Raw genomic sequence first — 24,361 nt, forward strand, 5'->3', positions numbered from 1 at the left:
GTGAACATGGCCTATTCGCTGTTCTACGCCTTCCTCGCCTTCATGGTGGTGATGTACTTCACGCCCGGGCCGAACAACATCATGCTGCTGTCCTCGGGCCTGACCTATGGCTTCCGCCGCACCATCCCGCACATCGTCGGCATCGTCATCGGCTTTGCCTTCATGGTCGCCACCGTCGGCCTCGGGCTCGGCACCGTGTTCCTAGCCTATCCGATCCTCCAGACCATTCTGAAATATGCCGGTGCGGTCTACCTGATCTATCTTGCCGCGGTGATCGCCATGTCCGGTCCGACCAAGCCGGGCGAGGAAGATGGTCGCGGCCCGATGACCTTCTGGGGCGCGGCCATGTTCCAATGGATCAACGCCAAGGGCTGGGTGATCGTGATCGGCACCATCACCGCCTACGCGGCGATTGCCCAGTTTCCCATCAACATCGTGATCCAGACCCTGATCAGCCTGCTCGTCGGCACGGTCTCGACCGTGGTCTGGGCGCTGTTCGGCACCGCATTGCGGCCGATCCTGACCTCCGAGCGGCTGGTCCGCGCCTTCAATATCCTGATGGCGATCCTGCTGCTGGCCTCCCTCTACCCCGTTTTCATGGATGCATGATGTCGCGGATTTCCATGCAGAAACGGGTTTCCCTCAGGGCTGAAAATGCTCTAGACAGCCCCCGAAATCCGCAAATTTCACCCTTCGGACATTGACCATCGGCCGATTTCGGCCCTGAACGAGGAAACGACCTATGCGTGTTTATTACGATCGCGACGCCGACCTGAACCTGATCAAGGGCAAGAAGGTCGCCATCGTCGGCTATGGCAGCCAGGGCCACGCCCATGCGCTCAACCTGAAGGACTCCGGCGTCAAGGAAGTCGCCATTGCGCTGCGCAAGGACTCGGGCTCGGTGAAAAAGGCGGAAGCCGCCGGCTTCAAGGTGATGGAAGTCGCCGAGGCCGCCAAATGGGCTGACCTCGTCATGATGCTGACCCCGGACGAACTCCAGGGCGACATCTATCGCGAGCACCTGCACGACAACATGAAGAAGGGCGCTGCCCTCGTGTTCGCGCACGGCCTCAACGTCCACTTCAACCTGCTCGATCCGCGCGCCGACCTCGACGTGCTGATGATCGCGCCGAAGGGCCCCGGCCACACCGTGCGCTCCGAGTATCAGCGCGGCGGCGGCGTGCCCTGCCTGATCGCGATCGCCAAGGACGTCTCGGGCAACGCCCACGACCTCGGCCTGTCCTACGCCTCGGCTGTCGGCGGTGGCCGCGCCGGCATCATCGAGACCACCTTCAAGGAAGAGTGCGAGACCGACCTGTTCGGCGAGCAGGTGGTGCTCTGCGGCGGCCTGGTCGAGCTGATCAAGGGCGGCTACGAGACCCTGGTCGAAGCCGGCTACGCGCCCGAGATGGCCTATTTCGAGTGCCTGCACGAAGTGAAGCTGATCGTCGACCTGATCTATGAAGGCGGCATCGCCAACATGAACTACTCGATCTCCAACACCGCAGAGTACGGCGAGTACGTCACCGGTCCGCGCATCATCACCGACGAGACCAAGAAGGAGATGCGCAAGGTTCTGGCCGACATCCAGGGCGGCAAGTTCGCCCGCGACTGGATGCTCGAGAACAAGGTCAACCAGACCTCGTTCAAGGCGACCCGCGCCAAGCTCGCCGCACACCCGATCGAGGAAGTCGGCGCCAAGCTCCGCGACATGATGCCCTGGATCAAGAAGGGCGCGCTGGTCGACAAGAGCAAGAACTGACGGTACCGCCGTTGTTCCGGGGACGTGACGAGGTTGCGTCCCCGGACCTCAATCCTATTCGTTTTCTTGAGCTTGCCCCGGCAATGGCACGGTGAGGCAAGCGTTCGACCTGCCCGGCGCGATTTTGCCGACCATGCGCGCGGCTTGCTCCTGCTGAAACCGGCTTCGGTTTCGCACGGGAGTATAGGGCGCTTTCCAGTACCCTCCGAGTATTAGGACACTATTGCTGACGTAATTCCCGTACCAGTACGTACGGAGTCGAATTGCAACGGCCCGATCAACCAAATCTTAGCGCGACCGAGCGATGGTGAGCCATTGCTCGTACCGCAGATGGACAATGCTGAACGCTTGGCGAAGGTTGACCGGATCGCCGGGATCGTCCGTCACGGTCCTGGGCTCGGTGTTTTCGCTTGTCGTCGTCACCCTGTTCCTCGTCGACTCGGGTATCCGCTATCGCGAGGCGATCGCACTAGCGAAGACCGACACTCTCAATCTCTCGGCCATTCTGGCCGAGCATGCTGCGGTGACTTTCGAAGACATCGATCGTGTGCTGCTCGAGGCGCAGGCGATCCGCAAGGACGCCTTGTCGGGAAGATACGCCGAGCGCGGTGCGTCCAATCTCGCGTTGCGTCAACTGGTCAAGAGCTCGTCGATTCTGGTCGCGGTCGGCTGGACCGATGCATTCGGAGCGGTCATCGCGCATTCCTACGATCACGCGCTGCCGCGTAGCAACATCTCCGACATGCCGCACTTCATCGCGCAGCGCGATGGCGCCGGCACCGGGTTGTTCGTTGCGCCACCCTTTCGCTCGGCAACCGGCGACAAATGGTTCACTGCGGCGTCACGCCGCTTGAACAATCCGGATGGGAGCTTTGCCGGCGTGGTGACTGCGCCGCTGGATCAATCCTTCCTGCTGAAGATCTACCGCAAGATCGACCTCGGCGCAGACGGCTCGGTGGTTCTGTTCCATCGCGGCGGACGGATCCTCGCGCGCGTACCGGAACAGAAGGATGCCGTGGGCATGTCGGTCGCCGGCGGCCCGCTGTTTACCCGGTATCTGCCGGTCTCCGAGACGGGTTCATACGAGCTCGTGAGCCCCATCGACGGCATCGGGCGCATTGCAGGCTACAAGGCCGTGTCCGGCCTGCCGCTGGTTTTGGCGGTGACTTACTCGCGCAGCCACGTGTTGCAGCCATGGTATCGGCATCTCTACACGTTTGGTCCGCTGGCTGTCGCGATCGTCGCCATCATTCTGATCGGCACACTCCTGCTTCGGCGGCAAACCAATGCGCTTGCGGCTGCGGGTGCCCGGTTCGATGCAGCCCTGAGCAACATGCCGCATGGGCTCAGCATGTTCGACGCCGACGAGCGGCTGCTGGTCGCCAACAGCCGCTATCGCGAGATGTATGGTCTCACGAAGGCGCAGGTCGAACCTGGAACGCCACTCAGCAGCATCGTGGGCGACTACAAGGCGAGGGGAGCCGAGCTCGACGTGGAGGATTTTCTCGAAGGCGCAAAGCACCGGGCGCCACGGATCCTCACGCTTGGCGACGGCCGGATGATCTCGATCCTGCGCACGCCCATGGCCGATGGCGGCTGGGTCGCGACCCATCAGGACATCACCGAGAAGCGGCGAGGCGAGATCCTGCTGGCCGAAAATGCCGCCGAGCTGAAGCTCATCAATGCGCGGTTCGATGTCGCGATCAACAACATGAATCAGGGCCTGTGCCTGTTTGATGCCGACAAGAACCTGGTCGTCTCCAACAGCCGCTACCAGCAGATGTACGATCTGCCGGACGATCTGGTGCAGCCGGGCACGCCGCTGCACCGGATATTGCAGCACTATGCGGATCGTGGCGAAACGAGCTCGCTAACGGTCGCCCAGCATATCCAGATCATGCCGACCCAGCGGCAACAGGAGTATGCGCTGAAGGACCAGCGCCAGATCCTGATCCAGCGCAAGCCGCTGCCGGATGGTGGCTGGGTGGCGACGCACGAAGACGTCACTGAGCAGAAACGTGGCGAGCAAATGCTGGCTCAGAAGGCCGCGGAGCTCCAGGCGATCAACATGCGCTTCGACGCCGCGCTGAACAACATGTCCCAGGGGCTCTGCATGTTCGATGCGGACCAGCGGATCGTGGTGTCGAACGCGCGCTACAGCGAGATCTACCACATTGACCCCGGTCGGATCAGGCCCGGAACGAAGCTGGCGCAGATTCTCGAGTATCGTCGCGAGCAAGGCACGCATTTCGTCGACGTCGCGCCGGATGTCTATCTCACCCAGAACGTGAAGCAGCTCAGCGAGATCCGGGAACTTGCCGACGGCAGGGTGGTCGCGATCGCGCGTCACATGATGCCCGATGGCGGCTGGCTCACGACCCACGAGGACATTACCGAGCGAGCGAGAAGCGAGAAACGCATCGCATATCTGGCGCAACACGACCTTCTCACGGGTCTTGCGAACCGCGCAGTGTTCTCCGAAAAACTGGACGAAGCTGCAAAGCGGTTGCAGCGCCACGGCACGACATTCACCGTCCTGATGCTGGATCTCGACAGGTTCAAGATCGTCAACGATACGCTCGGTCACGCTGCAGGCGACCAGCTGCTGGTCGAGGTCGCGCGGCGGCTGGGGTCGTCGCTGCGGGACACTGACGTGCTGGCCCGCCTCGGCGGCGACGAATTCGCGATCATCCAGGAGAACGAGAAAAATCAGAGCGAAGGCGCGATCGCGCTGGCGCTGAGAATCATCGAGCTGATCGATCAACCCTTCGATCTGGACGGCAATCGCGTCAGTGTCGGCACCAGCGTCGGAATTGCCTTCGCGCCGGAGCACGGCGTCGACGCGGACACCTTGCTGCAGAAGGCGGACGTCGCGCTTTACGCGACGAAATCCGCCGGCCGAAACGATTTTCGCATCTTCCAGCCCGAGATGACGGAAGCTGCCGACACACAGAAGTCGATGGAAGGTGAGCTGCGGGAGGCAATGGCTCGCGACGAGCTGGAGCTGCACTACCAGCCGGTCATCGATGTTCGAACGCGCAAGATGACGGGCCTGGAATGCTTCGTGCGCTGGCATCACCCGTCGAAGGGCATGCTGGCGCCTTTGGAGTTCCTTGGTATCGCGGAGCAGGCCGGACTGATGTTGCCGCTCGGTGAATGGATCTTGCGGCAGGCCTGCCTGGACGCGGCGGCCTGGCCGCCACACATCCGGGTCGCCGTCAACATGAGTGCCGCCCAGTTTCACCGGGGTAACATACTGGACGTCGTCCTGTGCGCGCTGGTTGAATCGGGATTGTCGCCGGAGCGGCTCGAGCTCGAAATACCGGACTCTGCGCTCCTGGACGGGAATCTGGCGACTCATCTGCTCACGGTCCGGCAATTGAAGAACCTCGGTGTCGGCGTCGTCCTCGACAATTGCGGTGTGGGCTATTCCGCGGGGAGCTACCTCCAGAGTTTCCCGTTCGACAAGTTCAAGATCGACCGGGCGATCGTGCAGGGCTGCACGACACGAAGGGATTGCGCGGCGGTCGTCGCCTCCGCCGTGGCTTTGGCGCACGGTCTCGATGTCGCCACGGTGGGCAAGGGGGTCGAGACCGTCGCTCAGTTCGAGGCTCTGCAAGCGGCGGGCGTGAACTTCGTCCAGGGATACCTGTTCGGGCGACCCGTGCCGAACTCCGAAATCTGCTTCGATGCGCCGGTGCCGGCGCAAAACGTCGCGTGATCTCATGAACTCCGCAGGAACACAGACAACTCCACCGCCAGTACGGGAGATGAATCTGGAGAACAGCCTGATCGACCAACTCGAGATCGCACTGGCGAACCCGGAGCTGTCGAAGCGCGCCGAGCTCCTGCGGCATGTCGCCGATCTCTTCGTGTTCGGCTCGGGCAAGTTTTCGGACGAGCAGATCGATCTGTTCGACGAGGTGATGAGCACTCTCCTCAAGAACATTGAATGCACCGCCCGGGCGGCCTTCGGGAGCAGGCTTTCCAGATTGCCCGACGCGCCGCGCCGGACGATCCGCATGCTGGCGTTTGACGACGCACCGGAGGTGGCGGCGCCGGTCCTGGAGCACTCGCCACGGCTCGACGAGGCGAGCTTGGCGGAGAATGCGCGGACCAAGAGCCAGGATCACCTGCTGGCCATCGCCGGCCGCATCCGCTTGAGAGAACCCGTCACCGATGTCCTCGTCGAGCGCGGCAACAACGCTGTCGCCCTGCGGACCGCCGGCAACGGCGGAGCCAGCTTCTCGCCCCAGGGAATGTCTGGGCTCGTCAGGCGGGCGCGGGACAATGGCGCGCTCGCCATGTGCATCTGGGCTCGGCCCGACATCCCGCGCGAGACCCTGCTGAAATTGTTCGTTCATGCCTCCGAGATGGTGAGGCGCAAGCTGGAGGCAGCCGATCCACGCCAGGCGGCCCTCATTCGGAGCGCCATCGCGGAGGGCTCCGATGAGCTGCAGTCCATGGCGCGCGTAGGCTCAAGCGAGCATGCCCGGGCGTTGGCCGAGGTGAGGTCCCTGCATTCGGGCGGGCAACTCGACGAGGCGCGCGTGCTCGGCTTCATCGGCGAGCGAAGCTTCGACAAGACAGCGGTTGCGCTGTCGCTCATGACCGATCTGCCGATCGGGGCGATCGAGCGCGCGCTGGTCCGCTCTGAGCCCGAGCAGATTCTCATCCTGGCGAAGGCGATCGGGCTATCCTGGGAGACGACGAAGGCGATCTTGACGTTTCAGCCCGGCTCCGCCCAGGAGTCGAAAGAGCGGTCGAAAGAGCGATTGGAGGAGTGCTTTGCGAGCTTCCTTCGGTTGAAGCCAAGTACCGCAAAGGCTGCGCTCCAATTCTACCGGCTTCGCGAGCGGGCCGGGCGGGATCCTGTCCATTAGCTGAGCCACGTAAACTGCTGCGCCTGCCGGAGCGTTGGGCGGCATTGCGCACCGGCACCTTCCCCTCTACATGATCGTGGGAAACGCGAGGGGGAGATCATGCGGTCTGTCGTCGTTACAGGCGCGTCCACGGGCATCGGCTGGGCCGTCGCAAAACTCATGATCGGGCGTGGCTATCGTGTCTTCGGCAGCGTCCGCAAGCAAGCCGATGCCGACCGGCTTCAGGGGGAGTTCGGTGCGAACTTCACGCCGCTCCTGTTCGACGTGACCGACGAGGCTGCAGTTCTCGCTGCTGCGCGAAAAGTCCGCGAGGCGCTGGGCGGGGAGACGCTGGCCGGCCTCGTCAACAATGCCGGCATCGCGGTCGCCGGTCCCGTGCTCGAATTGTCGGCGGATGATTTCCGCCGCCAGATGGACATCAACGTCATCGGTCCTGTGATCGCGACACAGGCGTTCGGGCCGCTGCTCGGCGCCGATCCCTCGCTGAAGGGGCCGAAGGGGCGGATCGTGATGATCAGCTCGGTTGCAGGCAAGAACGGCAATCCGTTGTCGGCGCCTTACTGCACCTCCAAGCACGCCGTCGAGGGCTTGTCGGAAAGCCTGCGCCGCGAGCTGATGCTGTTCGGCATCGATGTCATCATCGTCGCTCCCGGCGCGGTCAAGACGCCGATCTGGAGCAAGGCCGAACAGATCGATCTCTCCGTCTACAGGAATTCGCCCTATATGCCGGCCCTCAACAAGGTCATGGCGTTCATGATGGAGCTCGGCGCCAAGGGCCTGCCGGCCGAGCGCGTCGCCGAAATCGTGTTCGAAGCGCTCACGGCGACGAGCCCCAAGGTGCGCTACCAGATCACGCCCGATCCGCTGCGCCATCTGATTGGCGCCGTGCTGCCGAAACGGACGCTCGACCGCATCATCGCCAAGCGGCTCGGGTTGCTGCCGCAGGGGTGACCGTCGTTCAGCTCGCCTCGGCCGTCCGCCCACGTGGATTGGCGGCCATCGCGATCAGCCGCAGCGCCATCACGACGAGCAGCGGAATGAGGAAGGCGGCGTAAAGCGGCATCGCCGGCACACGCTTGCCGAACGACACCATGAACTGGAACCAGAGGTAGTAGCCGCCCACAAGGTGCAGCGCGCGAAAGGCGCGCGGCCCGAGCAGCGCAGCGGTGCGGTCGAACGAGGTCGCACTCATGATAATGATAACGGCATAGCCGATGCCGCCGAATATGTAGGAGGCCGCTGAGGTCGCCTCGGCAAAGCCGGCCGGATCCATGTTGGCGAAGGCGACGATGGCTGCCGCGTGGATGGCGTGGGAGGCGGCGAAGCTGAGGCCCAGATAGCGGCGATTGCGACGCTGCCAGCGCGTCCAGGCATTCGGCCACAGCCGCGCCAGTGCCGCGGCACTGAAGGCAAGGCAGAACAGCGTGAGCGAGCTTCGCGCCGTGAAGCGGATCACCATCCGCATGCCCTCGACCTCGAAGTGCCGCATCGACGGGATCCACAGGCTCAGGGTGATCAGACTCACGACCAGCGCGGCCAGCAGCCGCCAGCCTTCCAGCCAGCTTTGACGTTGCGACATGGCGATCTCCTTCTGGATGTAAGCATCGATTACATTTAGGGATCGCGTATCCGTCAACGGTGTAATCGCTGCTTACATTCACGATGGAGTGATGCTAGAAGGGGGTGTCATGCCCGCCCGTCCGACCTCCAAGCCGCGCGCCCGCCGCCAAGCGTCTGAAGCCCGGCCTTACCATCATGGCGATCTCCGCCGCGTGTTGATCGATGCCGCGTTGCAACTCGCCGCGGAAGGCGCCGAAGTGTCGGTACGCGAGGCCGCGCGCCGGGCCGCGGTATCCCCGGGGGCGCCGTTCCGACACTTCCCCAACCGCGATGCGCTGATGGCAGCCGCGGCCGGGGAGGCGCAGCGCCGCTTCCGAACCGAGATCGAGGCGGCGCTGGGTGAGGCTCCGGCCGCCGACCCGCTCGGCCGCTTCCGTGCCTTTGGTCTCGCCTATCTGCGCTGGGCCCTGCGCAACCCCGCGCATTTCGAGATCATCTCGACGGGGCGCTATTTCGCCCATGGCAGCTCGCCGGAGCTGACGCGCGACAACGCCGAGCTGATCGCCCTGACCGAGCAGATGCTGGCAGACGCGGCCGCGCAGGGCCTGCTGCGGTCGGCCGACCTCAAGCGCATCCAGATCGCCGGCCGCGCCCTGGTCTACGGTTTCGCCCGGATGAATCTCGACGGCCACTTTCCGCGCTGGGGCGTGGAGGAGGGTGAGATCGGGCGGATGGCGGAAGGGGTGATCGACCTGTTCATCGCGGGGATCGCGAAGCGCTGAGGGGATAAGGCGGACGGCACTTCGCCACCCACCACCATTAAGCGAACGTCGGATCGCGGCACGCGTTGCCTGTTCTTGACTGTTCCGTTACAATTTTATGACACGGTGCAGGCTTCCGGCTGCGCCGGACGCCCTGGCCGTCTTGTGGCCGGCCAGACGGCTTTGCATACCCGCGCCGGACCAGAGTTGCGTGCCGTTGATGGCGTCCGCGCCCAATCCAGGTCCTTCTGCCACTACCGCCGTGCTGGCGAGCGTCGCCGCGCTCGGCATCTGGCGGCTGCTCGCCGTTGCAGCGCCGCATCTGGCGGCGCTCGCGCTGATGTACGAGACCGAGACCGATTTCGGCTCGCGCCTGTCCTTCGCGCTGGCCTGGGGCATCCTTAACTTCTTCTGGATCACCTTGCTGCGGCGGCCGGCGCTGTCGGGTGCGCTGTCGCTGACCATGGTCGTCGTGCTGGTGCTGCTGTCGCGGCTCAAGCACGACGTCGTGCAGATGACGGTCAACTTCATCGACCTGATGATGATCGACCGCGACACCGTCGCGTTCCTGTTCACGATCTTCCCGAATTTGCGCTGGTCGGTGATCCTGGCGGGCCTCGTCACGCTGCCGCTGATGTATGCGCTGTGGTGGCTCGATCCGTTCCGCATCCGCCGCCTGCCGGCGTTCGCCTGCAAGCTCGCTTGTCTCGCCGCCCTGGTCGGCTATTCGCTCTACCATCCGGATGAGGCCTGGCGCGGCTATTACGATGACGGCTATCTCTCGAAGTTCTTCCGCTCGGGCGTCAGTTCGGTCTCCGACTTCATCCAATATGGTTTCATGGAGTCCGCCGCCGCAACCAACGAGCGGCTCAACATGCCGCTGGTCGATGCCTGCCATCCCGCCGGCCGCCGGCCGAACATCATCATGATCCATGATGAATCCAGCTTCGACATCCGCTCCGCTCAGGGCATCAAGGTGCCGCCGCGCTATGGCGATCATTTCAAGTCGTGGGACGGCAAGCAGCGCACGTTCCTCGCCGAGAGCAATGGCGGGCCGAGCTGGTTCACCGAATACAACGTGCTCGCAGGGCTCTCCTCGCGCTCGTTCGGTCGCTTCGCCTATTTCGTGACGCGCATCGCAACAGGCCGTGTCGAGCGCGGCTTGCCGCTGGCGCTCCGCCGCTGCGGCTACGACACGCTGTCGCTCTATCCCGCCTATGGCGGCTTCATGGGCGCACGCAGCTTCCAGATGACGACCGGCATCGAGCGCTTCCTCGACTCGAAAGACCTCGGCGCGAAGGATGTCGAGCCCGACAGCTTCTTCTACGACAAGGCGCTCCAGCTGATGGGCCAGCAGCCGCCGAACAAGCCGCTGTTCACCTTCATCTATCTCGGTGCCAATCATTTCCCCTGGGAGACCCGCTTCCGCCCGGACCTGCTGCCGAACTGGCGCGCGCCGGGCAATGTGGCGTCGATCGACGAATATCTGCGCCGGCAGGCGATGAGCGCCGAGCAGTACAAGGCGTTCGTCGCCGGCCTGAAGAAGACCTTTCCCGGCGAGCCCTTCCTGATCGTGCGCTATGGCGATCATCAGCCCGAATTTGCGCCGAAGCTGCTCGAGCCCGGGCTCGACGAGGGCGCGATCGGCAAGAAGCTCGACGCTTACGATCCGCGCCTCTATGCGACCTATTACGCGATCGACGCTGTCAATTTCGAGCCGGTCAAGAGCGATGCCGTGATGGACACGATCGACGGCCCGTATCTGCCTCTGGTGATCCAGGAAGCCGCCGGCATCCCGCTCGACCCGTCCTTCGCCGAGCAGAAGGCGGTCATGCTCCGCTGCAAGGGCCTCTTCTACGGCTGCAAGGACGGCGCCGAGGCGCGGCGGCTGAACCGGCTGCTGATCAATGCGGGGATGATCCGGGGATTGTAGCCCTGATCGCTGCGCGAGACCTGGATCGTAGGGTGGGCAAAGCGAAGCGTGCCCACCATCCTGTCGCGCGTGTCCAGAGACGGTGGGCACGGCGCTTACGCGCCTTTGCCCACCCTACGAAATCCCGGCCTACTGCTTGCCCACCTTCCCCCACAGCCACTTCGCCACCGCATCCGGCGACGAATTCGCGTCGTTGCCGCTGGCGCGCAAGTTTGCTTCGCGCATGGTGGCGATGTCGATCTTGCCGAGCAGCGGTTGCAGCGCCGTCTTGAGCCGCTCGTCGCCGGCGCGCTTGGGCGCGAGCAGCAAAATGGCGTCGTAGGGTGGGATCGCGTGTTTGGGATCGTCGAGCGCGATGAGATCGTATTTGGCGATGAGACCATCGCTGGTGTAGCCGGCGATGACGTCGACCTCGCCGCTGGCAACCGCCGCATACATGAAGTCCGGCTGCATCTGGCGCTGGGCGCGGAACTGGAGCCCATACGCCTTTTGCAGGGCCGCCCATTCGGGGCGCGAGAAGAATTCGTAGTCGCCGGCAATCGACAGCGCCGAGGCATGTGCGCTGAGGTCGGCGATGGTGCGGATGCCAAGCGCCTCGGCGCGCTTTCTTGGCATTACCAGCGCATAGGCATTCTCGAAGCCGAGCTCGCCGAGCAGGGTGATGTTCTCCTTCGCGAGCGCCGTCTTCAGCTCGGCGACCAGCTCCGCGCGCGGTTTGATGTCGGTACGATGGAGCTGGTTGGCCCAGAGCGTGCCGGAATAATCGACATAGAGATCGATGTCGCCCGCCTTCAGCGCCTCGAAGATCACGCTGGAGCCGAGGCCGGAGCGTGCCGTGGCCGAGAGGTCCGCCGCCTGGAGGCGGTCCCTCATCAACGCCGACAGAACATATTGCTCGGCGAAGGTTTTTGCGCCGACGACATAGCCTGACGACGAGCGTCCCATCGTCGGCACCAGCGTTGCGGCGACGAGCGCGACGATTCCGACCGCACCGAGGCCCGCGCGCAAGCGGCTGCGCCGGCGCAGGCCACTCTCGATCAGGCCAAGCAGCTGGTCGACTGCGAGCGCGAGCAGGGCCGAGGCAATGCAGCCGAACAGCACGAACACCCAGTTCTGGGTCTGGAGCCCGGCGAAGATGTAGTTGCCGAGGCTGGTCTGCCCGATCGGCGTCGAGAGCGTCGCGGTGCCGATCACCCCACACCGCGGCGGTGCGGATGCCCGCCATCATCACCGGCAGTGCCAGCGGCAGCTCGACCATGACGAGCGATTGACGCGGCGTCATGCCGACGCCCTTGGCGGCCTCGATCAGCGCAGGATCGATGCCGTTGAGGCCGGTGATGCCGTTGCGCAGCACCGGCAGCATCGAATAGAGCGCCAGCGCCAGCATCGCCGGCAGAAAGCCGAACGCCGAGAAGGAAACGCCGAACCAGGTGAGCGCGACCGACGCCGCCAGCAGCAGCAGCGGATAGAACAGCGCGAGCAGTGCAAGTCCCGGCACGGTCTGCACGATGCTGGCGAGCGCGAGCAGGATGCCGCGCGGCGCCGGACGGTTGCGTGTCAGGATCGCAAGCGGCAGGCTGACGGCGAGGCCAAGCGCCAGCGCGGCAAGGCTCACCCGCACATGGTTGCCGAGATAGTCCGCCAGATGCGACAGCGCCTCGCCCCAGCGCGGATCGGTGAAGAGGCTCATGCCGCACCGCTCTTCGGCAGCAACGTATTCAGCCGCTCGACCTGGCGCCGCGGCGTGCGCAACAGCTCGAGCACGTAATCGTCGCTGCTGCCCGAGAGCTCTGCGGCCGTGCCCTGCGCCAGCACCTTTCCGCCGCGCATCACGGCGATGCGGTCGGCGAGTAGGATCGCCTCGGTCATGTCATGCGTGATCATGACGGTGGTCAGGCCGAGCTTGCGGTGCAGGTCGCGAAAATCCTCGCCGAGCGCATCGCGGGTGAGGGGATCGAGCGCGCCGAACGGCTCGTCCATCAGCACGATGCGGGGCTTTGCGGCGAGCGCTCGCGCCACGCCGACGCGCTGGCGCTGGCCGCCGGAGAGTGCTTCGGGAAGCCGATCGCGATGTGCGGTGCGGTCCAGCTGCACGAGCTCCAGCAGCTCGTCGACGCGCCTTGCGATGGTCGCTGCCGGCTCGCCCAGCAGTCTTGGCGTGATTCCGACATTGTCGGCGACGCTCAGATGCGGAAACAGCCCGCCGCTCTGGAAAACGTAGCCGATCCGGCGCCGCAGCGCGACCGGATCGACGTTCCGCACGTCCTCGCCCTCGACCATGATCGTGCCGCCATCGGCCTCGATCAGCCGGTTGGCGAGGCGCAGCAGCGTGGTCTTGCCCGAGCCGGAGCCGCCGACGATGGCCAGAAATTCGCCCTCGGCGATGTCGAGCGATACATCGTCGACGGCTGTGAGGGAGCCGAATCTCCTGGTTACCTTTTGGTAGCTGATCGCCAGCTTGGAGGGCATCGCGGGTAGGCTCGCTTTTCTCTTACCCTCCCCTGGAGGGGGAGCACGGCCAGGCCCATGCGTAGCACGCTTGGCGGCTTGATTGAACTTGGCCGCGCGAGAGGCTAAGGCATCGCCTGAATTCGGAGGAAACACATGACGACGCCAACGGCAGTGGCGCTGGAAGATACCAAGGTTGCGTTCCGGCTGGGGGACGGCCGGGTCTATACGGCGGTGGAGAAGGCGCACCTTGCGGTCGCGCAGGGCGAGTTCGTTGCCATCGTCGGCCCGACCGGCTGCGGGAAATCGACGCTGCTCAATGTCGCGGCCGGATTGCTCAAGCCCGCCGCGGGCAGTGTCAAGATATTCGACCGGCCGCTGGCGGGGCTGAACCGGGATGCCGGCTATTTGTTCCAGGCCGACGCGCTGTTCCCCTGGAAGACCGCGCTCGACAATGTCGCGATCGGGCTCGAGATCAAGGGCACGTCGCGCAGCGAGGCGCTCCCGCAGGCCCGAAAATGGCTGACCTCCGTGGGCCTCGGCGCCTTCGCGAACCGCTATCCGCACATGCTCTCCGGCGGTCAGCGCAAGCGCGTGGCGCTGGCACAGGTTCTGATTCGAGATCCAAAAATCCTGCTGATGGACGAGCCGTTCGGGCCACTTGATGCGCAGACGCGCCAGGTGATGGGCAATCTGCTGCTCGACCTGTGGAACGCCGACCGCAAGGCGGTGCTGTTCGTGACGCACGATCTGGAAGAGGCGATTGCGCTCGCCGACCGCGTGGTGATCATGTCCGCGGGGCCGTCCTCGCGCATCATCGGCGACTGGCGCGTCAGCCTGCCGCGTCCGCGCGACATCTTCGAGGTGCGCCTCGACAAGGAGTTCCATGCGCTCCATCGCGAGATCTGGAGCGTGCTGAAGGACGAGGTGATGAAGGGCTATGCGCAGTCCACCCACGCGGCGGAGGCGGTCTGATGTCGCGCCCGACGCTGTTTGCGCTGCAGGTTCTGGTCGCGGTCGTGTGCATCGTGCTGTGGCAGGTGCTGTCGACCGTCCCCGTGTTCGGCAAGATCCTGCTGCCGCCGTTCTTCTTCTCCAATCCGTTCGACGTGTTCAGCCAGATCGTGAAGTGGTTCGCGTCCGGCGTGATCTGGAAGCATCTCGGCATCACTCTGACGGAATCGATCCTTGCCTTCGTGATCGGGTCGGCCGGCGGTGTGCTGATCGGATTCTGGTTCGCGCGCCAGCCGCTGGTCGCCGCGGTGTTCGACCCCTACGTCAAGATGGTCAACGCACTGCCGCGCGTCGTGCTGGCGCCGATCTTCGCGCTATGGCTCGGGCTCGGCATCTGGTCCAAAGTCGCGCTCGGCGTGACGCTGGTGTTTTTCATCGTCTTCTTCAACGTCTATCAGGGCGTCAAGGAAGTCAGCCGTACCGTGCTCGACAACGGCCGCATGCTCGGCATGAGCGAGCGGCAGCTGATGCAGCACGTCTACTGGCCGTCGGCGCTGTCGTGGATGTTCTCCTCGCTGCACACTTCGGTCGGCTTCGCTGTGGTCGGCGCGGTCGTCGGCGAATATCTGGGATCGGCGGCCGGGCTCGGCTATCTGATCCAGCAGGCCGAGGGCGTCTTCGACGTTGCCGGCGTGTTCGCAGGCATGTTCGTGCTGTCGGCCTTCGTCATCCTGATCGACTACGGCGTGACGTTGGTCGAGCGGCGCCTTTTGGTGTGGCGGCCGACCGCATCGGATGGGCGCGGCTAGCTGCAATGCTTATTGCAAGAATTGGTGCGAGCCGCGGCGGCAGTTAACCTCTCCCGCTTGCGGGAGAGGTCGGCGCGGAGCGCCGGGTGAGGGTTTTCTCCTCTGGGGGATTGTCCCGGCGCGGAGGCACCCTCTCCCCAGCCCTCTCCCGCAAGCGGGAGAGGGAGCTCACCGTCATCAATCCAGCAGCTTGGTGTCATCCGGCGCCTGCGGCGGCGTCTTGATGGCGATCGCCTTGACCTGACCGCTGATCGGCTTGGTGCCGCCATGCGCCGTACCCTTCGGAATGATGACGAGGTCGCCCGGCTTGACCGTGACCTCCTTGTCGCCGAGCCAGATCGTCCCGGTCCCGTCCAGGATGTACTGGATCTCGTTGGTGTTGGGATGCATGTGCTTGGGCACATTGCCGACCTGGATCGAGACGGTGGCGCCGTCGGCGCTTGCGAACATCTTGGACCGGTAGCCGACATTGTTGGCGGGGCCGAGCGCATCACCCTCCATCTCGCCGGTGTGGATGAGCTGTGCGGTGATGTTTTCGGCGGCCAGCGCCGGCCGGAGCAGCTGGTTTGCGCCGCATCCGGCGGCAAAGGCGGCGGCGAGCGACAGCCCGGCAACAAGGCGATTCATGGATCATCCTCCCCATCAGGAATTGTTCTTGTTCAGCCATGCTATTGCGCCGAAGGGCCGATGGCCAGCCCACTTAGGCAGTGCTTCTCAAGCCAGGCCCGCTGCTCTATGGTGCCGCCGGCCGAACGGAGGAAACCAATGAAGAACACGATTGCCAGGCTCGCCGGCGCGCTGCTCGCGCTGACGCTCACCACCTCGCTTGCCGCAGCCCAAAGCAAGGTCACCGTCGCGGTCGGCGGCGGCTCCTGCCTGTGCTACCTGCCGACGGTGCTGGCCAAGCAGCTCGGCGAGTACGAGAAGGCCGGCCTCAATGTTGAGCTGGTCGACCTCAAGGGCGGCTCGGACGCGCTCAAGGCCGTGCTCGGCGGCAGCGCCGACGTCGTCTCCGGCTATTTCGACCATTGCGTCAACCTCGCCGCCAAGAAGCAGGAGCTGCAGTCCTTCGTGGTCTATGACCGCTATCCCGGCCTTGTGCTGGTGGTCGCGCCCTCGCGCACCAATGACATCAAGTCGGTCAAGGATCTCGCCGGCAAGAAGGTCGGCGTCAGCGCACCCGGCTCCTCCACCGACTTCTTCCTCAAATACATGCTGAAGAAGAACGGGCTCGATCCCACCAGCGCCGCCGTGATCGGCGTGGGCCTCGGCGCCACCGCGGTCGCCGCGATGGAACAGGGGCAGATCGACGCGGCCGTGATGCTCGATCCCTCCGTCACCGTGCTCCAGGGCAGCCACAAGGATCTCCGCATCCTCAGCGACACCCGTACGCAGAAGGATACGCTCGAGACCTTTGGCGGCGAATATCCTGGCGGCGCGCTGTACTCGACGGCGGCCTGGGTCAATGGCCACGAGAAGGAGACGCAGGCGCTGACCAACGCGATCCTGGCCACGCTTGCCTGGATCCATTCGCATTCGCCCGAGGAGATCATGGCGAAGATGCCGGAGGAGACGGTCGGCAAGAACAAGGACCTCTATCTCGCCGCGCTGAAGAACACGATTCCGATGTTCTCCGAGACCGGCAAGATGGACCCGAAGGGCGCCGACGCCGTGCTTGCGGTGTTCAGCGTCGGTTCGCCCGAGGTGGCGAACGCCAAGATCGACGTCAGCAAGACCTTCACCAACAAATTCGTCGATCAGGCCAAGAAGACCACCGGGAGCGCCAAATAGCTGACGCGAAGGCGTGGTAACCAGGCGTCATGACGTCACCGGTCATTCATCGCGTCACGACGCTTGACCTTGCCGTGCGACCGATCGTCTGGCCGTTCGCGGAGGAACGGCGCGCGGAGATCGCGGCGCATTTCGCCGAGAAGCAGCGTGAGCGGCCGAAGATCTGGAACGGCCGCGTCCTGCTCGGGCGCGATGCAATGTTCAGGGACGGTCATCTGACCGCGACCTATTTCGAGACCGATTTCGCAAGCTTCCTCGCCTGGCGCGACTGGGGCTTTCCCGACAAGGCCGTGTTCAACGGCTTTGGCATGGGTGCGCTGCGCGCGTCCGACGGCGCCTTCATCATGGGCGAGATGGCGCCCCATACCGCCAATGCCGGCCGCGTCTATTTCCCCTCGGGCACGCCGGATCTCGACGATGTCACGGAGGGGGTGCTCGACATTCCCGGCAGTGTCGTCCGAGAGCTTGGGGAAGAGACCGGCCTGACTGCGGCCGACTACCGGGTCGAGCCGGGCTGGCATTGCGTCGTCACCGGCCCCTCGATTGCAATGCTGCAGGTCATCAACCTGGATATGCCCGGCGATGTGGCCCGCGCCCGGATCGAGGCCAATCTTGCACGCGAGACCGAGCCGGAACTGTCGGCCATTCATCTCGTGCGCGGGATGAGCGATCTCACGCCGGCCATGCCGCGATTTGTCACGGCCTTTGTCGAGCAGCAGTTCGCCTCGCGCTGAGCGCGAGGCTTGACATCGCCGCGCGCAGCCCATGTGATGGGCAAAAAAGCAAAAGCAACAAGAATGCAATGCACAATCGTCCAGGGAGGTTTAGATGCGCCTGCGCATGGCTGCCCGCTTGGTACGTGGGCTGTTGGTCGCGATATCAGCGACGGGCTTGGTGGCTTCGGCCCAGGCCCAAGAGAAGAAGCTCAAGATCGGCGTCATCTATGATCTGACCGGCCCGCTCGCCGGCGGCGGTTCGGAGCTGCAATATACCGGCGCAAGGATCATGCTGGATCAGTACAGCGCGAAGAACGTCGAGGGCTACAAGATCGAGGCAATCTATGCCGATGCTCAGAGCAAGCCGGATGTCGCCATCAATGAAGCGGTCCGTTTGATCGAGCAGGAAAAGGTCGACATGCTGCTCGGCTTCTTTTCCTCGGCGCAGTGCGTGCCGGTGGCAGCGCGCGTCGAGCAGCTGAAGAAGTTCATGTGGATCACGACTTGCATTTCTTCCGCGGTGCTGGAGAACAAGAACTACAAATACGTGTTTCGCCCGCAGGCCTCCGGCGATCAGTTCGGTATGATGACGATGGACTTCATCGCGCAGAACACGAAGGAAAAGTTAGGCAAGGATCCGAAAGACCTGCGGGTCGCCATCATCCATGAGGACGGCGCCTACGGCGTCGACGTTGCCAAAGGCAATGAGGCCGGCGCCAAGAAGGCCGGTTTCAACATCGTGCTCAGGGAGGGCTATTCGGCGACGGCCCCGGATTTGTCTGCGCTGGTCACCAAGCTGAAGCGAGCCAAGCCGGATGTCATCTTCCACACCGGCTACAATCCCGACATCACCCTGTTGCTCCGGCAAGCCCGCGAACAGGGGCTGAAGTTCGGCGCACTGGTGGGACATGGTGCCGGCTACGGGGTCTATGAGAAGCTAAAGGAAGGCCTGGGCGCCGATGTAAACTACGTCTTCAACACCGATCCGATCTCGATCTGGCTCGCCAACCAGAAGAGCATGGATGCGAAGCTGCCGCCGATCATCAAGGCGGTTGGCGAGGAGTTCGACAAGCGCAAGCCGGGCGTCGCCATCCGTTCGGCCCATGTCGGCATGGCTGCGTCCAACACCTACTTGTTCCTGACCGACGTGCTGCCACGAGCGATCAAGAAATATGGCGGCATAGATCCCGACTCCCTGCGCAAGGCCGCACTCGACACCGACATACCCGAAGGCGGCACCATGCTCGGCTTCGGCGTCAAATTCCACGGCGAGGGCTCGCCAATGGCCGGCCAGAACGAACGCTCGTTCCCCGTCGTGATCCAGTACGTCGACGACAAGTCCTATGTGGTGTGGCCCAAGAGTCAGGCGCAGCGTGAGGCCGTGCTGCCGCTGCCGAAGGGCACCACCTACAGCAACCAGTAGCGGAGCGCTCCGGTGTTGGAAGTCAGCGGGCTGGTGAAGCGGTTTGGCGGCTTCACCGCCGTGAATAACGTGTCGTTCCGGGTCGACCAGGGCGAGATCCTCGGCCTGATCGGCCCCAACGGCTCGGGCAAGAGCACGATCTTCAATATGCTCTCCGGCACGCTGGCCCCGACCTCCGGCTCGATCCTGTTTGCCGGCCACGAGATCGCGGGCCTCGCGCCGCACCGGATCATCAACAGCGGCATCGGCCGCACATTCCAGATTCCGCGGCCGTTCCGTCGCCTCAGCATTTTCGAGAACGTCGCGCTCGCCGGCTTCTACGGCCAGGGCCGCCACAGCCGCGCCAAGGCCGAGGAGGCGGCCGAGCGCTCGCTGGCGATGGTCGGCCTGCCGACCGATCGCCATGCCAGCGTCGATGGCCTCGGCGCAGCGGGGCTGAAGAAGCTTGAACTTGCGAAGGCGCTCGCCACCGCGCCAAAGCTGCTGCTCGCCGATGAGAGCCTCGGGGGGCTCGACGAGGCCGAGATGGACCAGGCCGCCGACATGCTGCGCAACATCCGCGACGAGCTCGGCATCACCATCATCTGGGTCGAGCACATCATGGGCGTCCTGATGCGCGTCGTCGACCGCGTCATGGTGCTCGATCACGGCGAGAAGATCTCGGAAGGCCTGCCGAGCGCGGTCGCCGGCGATCCGCGCGTCATCGAGGTCTATCTCGGCACCGATGCCGAGACCACGCAGGCCGCGGCCGCCGAAGCGCGCCGTCGCGCGGGAGGTTAGCCGATGCTGGAGCTCCGCGGCGTCAATGCCGGCTACGGCACCTTCCAGGCGCTGTTCGACGTCAATCTCGACGTGAAGGCCGGCGAAGCCGTCGGCGTCATCGGCCCCAACGGCGCCGGCAAGACCACCTTGATGCGCGTCATCTCCGGCCTGATCCGTCCCTCGCGCGGATCGATCCGAATGGAAGGCGTCGATGTCGTCGCGACACCGGCGCACAAGATCGTCAGCCTCGGCATCGCGCATGTGCCGGAGAATCGGCGGCTGTTTCCGCAGCTCACGGTCGACGACAATCTCAAGATGGGCGCCTTCATGAAGGAGGCGCGGGACCGCTACGCCGAGCGGCTGGAGGTGGTGTTCGACCTGTTTCCGCGCCTGAAGGAACGCCGCCACCAGATGGCCGGCACCATGTCCGGCGGTGAGCAGCAGATGTGCGCGATCGGCCGCGCGATGATGTCCAATCCAAAGCTGCTGCTGCTCGATGAGCCGTCGGCCGGACTTGCGCCGGTCGTGGTGCAGCAGGTGTTCGAGCTGGTGAAGCGGATCCGCGCCAGCGGGCTGACGGTGCTGATCGTCGAGCAGAACGTGCAGCAGGTGCTGAAGGTGGTCGACCGCGCCTATCTGATCGAGGCGGGCACGATCCGGGCGTCCGGCACCTCGGCGGAGATGCTGGCGAGCGACACGGTCAAGGAAGCTTATCTCGGGGTGTGACGGGCATGCAGGCGTTCCTGGACATTTTCGACATCTATCTGCTGGAGGCCGTGATCAACGGCATCCTGCTCGGCGGCGTGCTGGCGCTGCTCGCGCTCGGGCTCAACCTGATTTTCGGCGTCATCGACGTGACCTGGATCTGCTACGCCGAGCTGGTGATGATCGGCATGTATGGCATGTATTTCATGGTGCAGTATTATGGCCTCAGCTATTTCGTTGCCGCCCCGCTCACCATCCTGCTGGTCGCCGTGCTTGGCGCGGCGCTGCACTACCTCGTGATCGCGCCGCTGCTGACTGCGCCGCCGATCAACCAGCTGCTGGCGACCGGCGGCGTGCTGTTCGTGCTGCAGAGCTTTGCCACCGTCGCCTTCGGCATCGACTTCCGCAATCTCGGCATCCGCCTGCCGGTGCTCGCCTTCGGCGACATGAACTTCAGCTACGCACGGCTGCTTTCGTTCGTGGCCGCACTGGTCGGCATGGTCGCCGTCTATCTGTTCATGACGCGCACCTTCACCGGCACCGCGATCCGCGCCATCTCGCAGGATCGGCAGATCATGGCGCTGATGGGCGTCGACACCAAGCGGATCTACCTCATCACCTCCGCGCTCGGCGGCGCGCTCGCCGGCCTCGCCGCCTGCCTCCTGGTGCTGCAATATGACGTGCATCCCTTCGTCGGCCTCTCCTTCGGGCCGATCACCTTCCTGATCTGCGTGCTCGGCGGCCTCGGCAATTTCATCGGCGGCTTCATCGCTGCCTTCGTGTTCGCGGAGATCATCTCGCTCGGCGGCCTGTTCTCCGACCTCGAATGGGGCTATGTGCTCGCCTTCGCCTTCTTCATCGTCATGATGTTCATCCGGCCCGCGGGCCTGCTTGCGAGGCGCCGATGACGGGGCAGGGACGTCTTGCTGCATGGGGGGTAGGACTGGCGGCGCTGGTCGCGCTGCCCTTCGTCTATCGCGATCCCTATCATCTGCACATCCTGGTGCTGATCCTGATCTGGTCGTTCGCCTATACCTCGTGGTCGATGATGGGGCGGTTCGGCCTGGTCTCGCTCGGACATGGCGGCTTCATGGGGATTGGCGCCTATGTCACTGCGCTGTTGTGGAATCACCTGGGACTGTCGCCCTGGATCGGCATTCCCATCAGCATGGCGGCGGCCGGCGCGCTGGCAATGATCGTCGGCTATCCCTGCTTCCGCTTCCGCATCACCGGGCATTATTTCGTGCTGGTGACGCTGGCGCTGTCAGGCATCGTGCTTCAGGTGATCACGGCGACGCGCGACTATACCGGCGGCTCGCTCGGTTACACCCCGAACCGCGCGTCCGGCAACAAGCTGCTGGCGCTGCAGTTCGACGACAAGACGACCTGGTATCTGATCGCACTCGCGGTCTGGCTGTTCGGCATCGTGGTCTGGCACTGGGTCGACCGCAGCATGGCCCGCTATGCGCTGGAGGCGATCTCGGAGGACGAGGACGCTGCGGCTGCGGCCGGCGTCGACGTCACCGCCGAGAAGCTGAAGATCACGCTGCTCAGCGCGTTGATGACGGCGCTCGCAGGCGCGATCTACTGCCAGTACCAGATGTTCATCACCCCCGACACGGTCAGCGGCATCGCGGTGTCGCTGCAGATGGTGTTCGCGGCGATCGTCGGCGGCCTGTTCGTCTCGTTGGGACCGACCGTCGGAGCCATCATCACCATTCTCCTGGCCGAGACCTTGCGCATCGGTTTCGGCACCAAGGCGGTCGGCTGGGACAATCTCGTCTACGGCGTGCTGCTCGTGCTCTTCATCATATTCCTTCCCAAGGGCATCCTTGGTAGCTTGCTCGACCGACTGAAGCCGCAACGCAAGGTATCCCGCGCTCATGAGCAAGAAGCCGTCAAAATCGCTCGCACATGAACTTGACCGCTACATCACGCCATTTCGCTACGATGGCTCGGGCAAGTTTCACCTCAAGGACCACAAGACCAACGAGAAGGGCGATCTCGACAAGGAGAAGGCGCAGGCGATTCTCGACGCCAACAAGAAGCGGCTGATCGAATTCCAGGAGAAGCTCTACGCCCAGGACCGCTGGTCGCTGCTGATCGTGTTCCAGGCCATGGACGCCGGCGGCAAGGACAGTGCGATCAAGGCGATCTTCGAGGGCATCAATCCGCAGGGCTGCGAAGTCACGGCCTTCAAGGCGCCGAGCAGCAAGGAGCTCGACCACGACTTCCTCTGGCGTCACGTCGTCGCGCTGCCCGAGCGCGGGCATATCGGTATCTTCAACCGCTCCCATTACGAGGAATGCCTGGTGACGCGCGTGCATCCGGAGATTCTCGCCAAGGAGAAGCTGCCGCAAAAGCTGGTCACGAAGAACATCTGGAAGGAGCGGTTCGAGGACATCGCCGCATTCGAGCGCTATCTCTGCCGCAACGGCACCGTGGTGCTGAAGTTCTTCCTCAACGTGTCCAAGGACGAGCAGCGCGAGCGCTTCCTCGACCGACTGGAGGATCCGGCCAAGCAGTGGAAGTTCTCCATGGACGACATCAAGGAGCGCGCGCTGTGGCCGCGCTACCAGGCGGTCTACCAGGACATCGTGCGCCACACGGCGACCTCCCATGCGCCCTGGTACGTCGTGCCCGCCGATCACAAATGGTTCGCCCGCGTCGTGATCGGCTCGGTGATCAACGCGACGCTCGAAAAGCTCGATCTGCGCTTTCCCCGTGCCGACAAGGCCTCACTCGCGGAGTTCGAGCAGGTGCGCAAGGCGCTGGAGAAAGAGGGGACGGGAGGCAAGAAGCAAGCAAAGTGACAGCTGATCGGACCGCGGACCGCAAGACCGTCAACTTCGCGCTTCAGGGCGGCGGCGCGCACGGCGCCTTCGTCTGGGGCGTGCTCGACCAGGTGCTCGAAGACGGCAGGCTCGCGATCGAGGCGATCAGCGCCACCAGTGCCGGCGCCATGAATGCCGTCGTGATGGCCTCCGGCATGGCGCACGGAGGTGCGGAGGCCGCGCGGGAGAGCCTGCATGCATTCTGGTACGAAGTGTCGCGCATGGACATGGCGTACGATCTGATGTCGCCGCTGAACCAGTGGATCCAGGCGCTGAAGCTGCCGCCGGAATATCATCCGGTCCATGCCGTCATCCACACACTGACACACACGCTGCCGCCGGGCCTGCTCAATCCCTTTCATTTCAATCCGCTTCGCTCGCTGCTGCAGCGCGTGGTCGATTTCGACCGGCTCAATTCCTCGCCGGAGGCGCCGCAGCTGTTTCTCAACGCCACCAACGTCCGCACCGGCAAGATCAAGGTGTTTCAGAGCCCGCTGCTCACGGCGGAAACCGTGCTCGCCTCGGCCTGCCTGCCGCCCTATTTCCAGGCCGTCGAGATCGACGGCGAGCATTATTGGGACGGCGGCTATCTCGGCAATCCCGCGATCTATCCGTTGATCTATCGCAAGGGCAGTCACGACGTCATCATCGTGCAGGTCACGGCGATCAGGCGCGACGAGCTGCCGACCAGCGCGGCCGATGTCCTCCACCGCATCAACGAGATCAGCTTCAATTCGTCCTTGATGCGCGAGATGCGCGCGATCGCCTTCGCCACGCGGCTGATCGACGATGGCGAGCTCGACAGCGACAGGCACAGCCGCATGTACATGCATTGGATCGGCAACGACCTGTTGATGTCGCAGCTCGGCACGGCCACGCAGTTCCACCCCGAATGGAGCCTGTTGTGTCGCCTGCGCGACGAGGGCCGCGATGCGGCGCGAAGCTGGCTGGCGCGAAACTTCGACCAGATCGGAAAGTCATCGACGGTCGACCTGGCAGACATGTTTCTCTAGGCGGCCT

The 24,361-nt window shown here is 64.2% G+C and carries 21 protein-coding genes and 1 pseudogene; 18 read left to right on the forward strand and 4 right to left on the reverse strand.

The window, feature by feature from the left end; genetic code table 11:
• Positions 1-6: 6 nt before the first annotated feature.
• The 5 genes from ACVJ19_RS19450 to ACVJ19_RS19470 all read left to right on the forward strand — a co-directional run bounded on the left by ACVJ19_RS19450 (position 7) and on the right by ACVJ19_RS19470 (position 7,596).
• On the forward strand, positions 7-609 hold the full coding sequence (locus ACVJ19_RS19450) for a LysE family translocator (protein WP_453950624.1): 603 nt from the start codon (positions 7-9) through the stop codon (positions 607-609).
• Positions 610-742: 133 nt separating this feature from the next.
• Entirely contained in the window at positions 743-1,762 is a 1,020-nt protein-coding gene (gene ilvC / locus ACVJ19_RS19455) for a ketol-acid reductoisomerase (protein ID WP_060735242.1), read from the forward strand.
• 337 nt (positions 1,763-2,099) lie between these two features.
• Positions 2,100-5,483, forward strand: coding sequence for a bifunctional diguanylate cyclase/phosphodiesterase (locus tag ACVJ19_RS19460; RefSeq protein WP_453950625.1), 3,384 nt, complete (start codon positions 2,100-2,102; stop codon positions 5,481-5,483).
• Positions 5,484-5,634: 151 nt separating this feature from the next.
• On the forward strand, positions 5,635-6,645 hold the full coding sequence (locus tag ACVJ19_RS19465) for a DUF2336 domain-containing protein (protein ID WP_453950626.1): 1,011 nt from the start codon (positions 5,635-5,637) through the stop codon (positions 6,643-6,645).
• A 99-nt stretch (positions 6,646-6,744) separates the two neighbouring features.
• The gene (locus tag ACVJ19_RS19470) at positions 6,745-7,596 is read left to right on the forward strand and encodes an SDR family oxidoreductase (protein ID WP_453950627.1); all 852 of its coding nucleotides are present in this window, start codon (positions 6,745-6,747) and stop codon (positions 7,594-7,596) included.
• Between the two features lie 7 nt (positions 7,597-7,603).
• On the opposite strand, the gene ACVJ19_RS19475 is transcribed toward ACVJ19_RS19470, so the two are convergent.
• Positions 7,604-8,224, reverse strand: a complete 621-nt coding sequence (locus tag ACVJ19_RS19475) for a hypothetical protein (protein WP_453950628.1) — start codon at positions 8,222-8,224, stop codon at positions 7,604-7,606.
• Positions 8,225-8,333: 109 nt separating this feature from the next.
• On the opposite strand from ACVJ19_RS19475, the gene ACVJ19_RS19480 reads away from it, so the two are divergent.
• The gene (locus tag ACVJ19_RS19480; RefSeq protein WP_453950629.1) at positions 8,334-8,987 is read left to right on the forward strand and encodes a TetR/AcrR family transcriptional regulator; all 654 of its coding nucleotides are present in this window, start codon (positions 8,334-8,336) and stop codon (positions 8,985-8,987) included.
• A gap of 199 nt (positions 8,988-9,186) precedes the next feature.
• Entirely contained in the window at positions 9,187-10,899 is a 1,713-nt protein-coding gene (locus ACVJ19_RS19485) for a sulfatase-like hydrolase/transferase (protein ID WP_453950630.1), read from the forward strand.
• 129 nt (positions 10,900-11,028) lie between these two features.
• Here the strand turns inward: ACVJ19_RS19485 and ACVJ19_RS19490 are convergent.
• Positions 11,029-12,589: pseudogene (locus tag ACVJ19_RS19490) on the reverse strand (glycine betaine ABC transporter substrate-binding protein).
• Positions 12,586-13,368 (reverse strand): ATP-binding cassette domain-containing protein, encoded by a 783-nt coding sequence (locus ACVJ19_RS19495; protein WP_453950632.1) that lies wholly within the window; start codon positions 13,366-13,368, stop codon positions 12,586-12,588. The pseudogene ACVJ19_RS19490 and the gene ACVJ19_RS19495 overlap by 4 nt, the downstream one beginning before the upstream one ends.
• A 135-nt stretch (positions 13,369-13,503) precedes the next feature.
• Between ACVJ19_RS19495 and ACVJ19_RS19500 the strand changes: the two genes are divergently transcribed.
• Together ACVJ19_RS19500 and ACVJ19_RS19505 are read left to right on the forward strand one after the other, a co-directional pair.
• On the forward strand, positions 13,504-14,322 hold the full coding sequence (locus ACVJ19_RS19500) for an ABC transporter ATP-binding protein (protein WP_453950633.1): 819 nt from the start codon (positions 13,504-13,506) through the stop codon (positions 14,320-14,322).
• On the forward strand, positions 14,322-15,110 hold the full coding sequence (locus tag ACVJ19_RS19505; RefSeq protein ID WP_453950634.1) for an ABC transporter permease: 789 nt from the start codon (positions 14,322-14,324) through the stop codon (positions 15,108-15,110). Before ACVJ19_RS19500 ends, ACVJ19_RS19505 begins: the two co-directional genes overlap by 1 nt.
• 177 nt (positions 15,111-15,287) lie before the next feature.
• Here ACVJ19_RS19505 and ACVJ19_RS19510 read toward each other — a convergent pair whose 3' ends face one another.
• Positions 15,288-15,737, reverse strand: a complete 450-nt coding sequence (locus tag ACVJ19_RS19510; protein WP_453950635.1) for a cupin domain-containing protein — start codon at positions 15,735-15,737, stop codon at positions 15,288-15,290.
• A gap of 138 nt (positions 15,738-15,875) precedes the next feature.
• On the opposite strand from ACVJ19_RS19510, the gene ACVJ19_RS19515 reads away from it, so the two are divergent.
• The 9 genes from ACVJ19_RS19515 to ACVJ19_RS19555 all read left to right on the forward strand — a co-directional run bounded on the left by ACVJ19_RS19515 (position 15,876) and on the right by ACVJ19_RS19555 (position 24,354).
• A complete protein-coding gene (locus ACVJ19_RS19515; protein ID WP_456739414.1) occupies positions 15,876-16,901 on the forward strand; it encodes an ABC transporter substrate-binding protein in 1,026 nt (341 codons plus the stop codon).
• Between the two features lie 29 nt (positions 16,902-16,930).
• The gene (locus ACVJ19_RS19520) at positions 16,931-17,635 is read left to right on the forward strand and encodes an NUDIX hydrolase (protein WP_453950636.1); all 705 of its coding nucleotides are present in this window, start codon (positions 16,931-16,933) and stop codon (positions 17,633-17,635) included.
• A gap of 94 nt (positions 17,636-17,729) precedes the next feature.
• Entirely contained in the window at positions 17,730-19,040 is a 1,311-nt protein-coding gene (locus ACVJ19_RS19525; RefSeq protein ID WP_453950637.1) for an ABC transporter substrate-binding protein, read from the forward strand.
• A gap of 12 nt (positions 19,041-19,052) precedes the next feature.
• On the forward strand, positions 19,053-19,820 hold the full coding sequence (locus tag ACVJ19_RS19530; RefSeq protein WP_036037489.1) for an ABC transporter ATP-binding protein: 768 nt from the start codon (positions 19,053-19,055) through the stop codon (positions 19,818-19,820).
• A 3-nt stretch (positions 19,821-19,823) separates the two neighbouring features.
• Positions 19,824-20,528, forward strand: a complete 705-nt coding sequence (locus ACVJ19_RS19535; protein ID WP_453950638.1) for an ABC transporter ATP-binding protein — start codon at positions 19,824-19,826, stop codon at positions 20,526-20,528.
• Positions 20,529-20,533: 5 nt separating this feature from the next.
• A complete protein-coding gene (locus ACVJ19_RS19540) occupies positions 20,534-21,415 on the forward strand; it encodes a branched-chain amino acid ABC transporter permease (RefSeq protein WP_453950639.1) in 882 nt (293 codons plus the stop codon).
• The gene (locus ACVJ19_RS19545) at positions 21,412-22,425 is read left to right on the forward strand and encodes a branched-chain amino acid ABC transporter permease (RefSeq protein WP_453950640.1); all 1,014 of its coding nucleotides are present in this window, start codon (positions 21,412-21,414) and stop codon (positions 22,423-22,425) included. The genes ACVJ19_RS19540 and ACVJ19_RS19545 overlap by 4 nt, the downstream gene beginning before the upstream one ends.
• The gene (locus ACVJ19_RS19550; RefSeq protein ID WP_453950641.1) at positions 22,391-23,320 is read left to right on the forward strand and encodes a polyphosphate kinase 2 family protein; all 930 of its coding nucleotides are present in this window, start codon (positions 22,391-22,393) and stop codon (positions 23,318-23,320) included. Before ACVJ19_RS19545 ends, ACVJ19_RS19550 begins: the two co-directional genes overlap by 35 nt.
• Positions 23,317-24,354 (forward strand): patatin-like phospholipase family protein, encoded by a 1,038-nt coding sequence (locus ACVJ19_RS19555; RefSeq protein ID WP_453950642.1) that lies wholly within the window; start codon positions 23,317-23,319, stop codon positions 24,352-24,354. Before ACVJ19_RS19550 ends, ACVJ19_RS19555 begins: the two co-directional genes overlap by 4 nt.
• The last annotated feature ends 7 nt before the right edge of the window (positions 24,355-24,361 follow it).

It is taken from the genome of Bradyrhizobium sp. USDA 376 (genome assembly GCF_054063675.1).

What these genes read in the sequence shown, in the direction of transcription:
- ACVJ19_RS19480 (WP_453950629.1), top strand. Translation starts at nt 8,334, where the DNA reads ATGCCCGCCCGTCCGACCTCCAAGCCGCGCGCCCGCCGCCAAGCGTCT.
- ACVJ19_RS19515 (WP_456739414.1), top strand. Translation starts at nt 15,876, where the DNA reads ATGAAGAACACGATTGCCAGGCTCGCCGGCGCGCTGCTCGCGCTGACG.
- ACVJ19_RS19525 (WP_453950637.1), top strand. Translation starts at nt 17,730, where the DNA reads ATGCGCCTGCGCATGGCTGCCCGCTTGGTACGTGGGCTGTTGGTCGCG.
- ACVJ19_RS19500 (WP_453950633.1), top strand. Translation starts at nt 13,504, where the DNA reads ATGACGACGCCAACGGCAGTGGCGCTGGAAGATACCAAGGTTGCGTTC.
- ACVJ19_RS19545 (WP_453950640.1), top strand. Translation starts at nt 21,412, where the DNA reads ATGACGGGGCAGGGACGTCTTGCTGCATGGGGGGTAGGACTGGCGGCG.
- ACVJ19_RS19495 (WP_453950632.1), bottom strand. Translation starts at nt 13,368, where the DNA reads ATGCCCTCCAAGCTGGCGATCAGCTACCAAAAGGTAACCAGGAGATTC.
- ACVJ19_RS19550 (WP_453950641.1), top strand. Translation starts at nt 22,391, where the DNA reads ATGAGCAAGAAGCCGTCAAAATCGCTCGCACATGAACTTGACCGCTAC.
- ilvC (WP_060735242.1), top strand. Translation starts at nt 743, where the DNA reads ATGCGTGTTTATTACGATCGCGACGCCGACCTGAACCTGATCAAGGGC.
- ACVJ19_RS19505 (WP_453950634.1), top strand. Translation starts at nt 14,322, where the DNA reads ATGTCGCGCCCGACGCTGTTTGCGCTGCAGGTTCTGGTCGCGGTCGTG.
- ACVJ19_RS19510 (WP_453950635.1), bottom strand. Translation starts at nt 15,737, where the DNA reads ATGAATCGCCTTGTTGCCGGGCTGTCGCTCGCCGCCGCCTTTGCCGCC.
- ACVJ19_RS19470 (WP_453950627.1), top strand. Translation starts at nt 6,745, where the DNA reads ATGCGGTCTGTCGTCGTTACAGGCGCGTCCACGGGCATCGGCTGGGCC.
- ACVJ19_RS19540 (WP_453950639.1), top strand. Translation starts at nt 20,534, where the DNA reads ATGCAGGCGTTCCTGGACATTTTCGACATCTATCTGCTGGAGGCCGTG.
- ACVJ19_RS19535 (WP_453950638.1), top strand. Translation starts at nt 19,824, where the DNA reads ATGCTGGAGCTCCGCGGCGTCAATGCCGGCTACGGCACCTTCCAGGCG.
- ACVJ19_RS19450 (WP_453950624.1), top strand. Translation starts at nt 7, where the DNA reads ATGGCCTATTCGCTGTTCTACGCCTTCCTCGCCTTCATGGTGGTGATG.
- ACVJ19_RS19475 (WP_453950628.1), bottom strand. Translation starts at nt 8,224, where the DNA reads ATGTCGCAACGTCAAAGCTGGCTGGAAGGCTGGCGGCTGCTGGCCGCG.
- ACVJ19_RS19485 (WP_453950630.1), top strand. Translation starts at nt 9,187, where the DNA reads ATGGCGTCCGCGCCCAATCCAGGTCCTTCTGCCACTACCGCCGTGCTG.
- ACVJ19_RS19520 (WP_453950636.1), top strand. Translation starts at nt 16,931, where the DNA reads ATGACGTCACCGGTCATTCATCGCGTCACGACGCTTGACCTTGCCGTG.
- ACVJ19_RS19460 (WP_453950625.1), top strand. Translation starts at nt 2,100, where the DNA reads ATGCTGAACGCTTGGCGAAGGTTGACCGGATCGCCGGGATCGTCCGTC.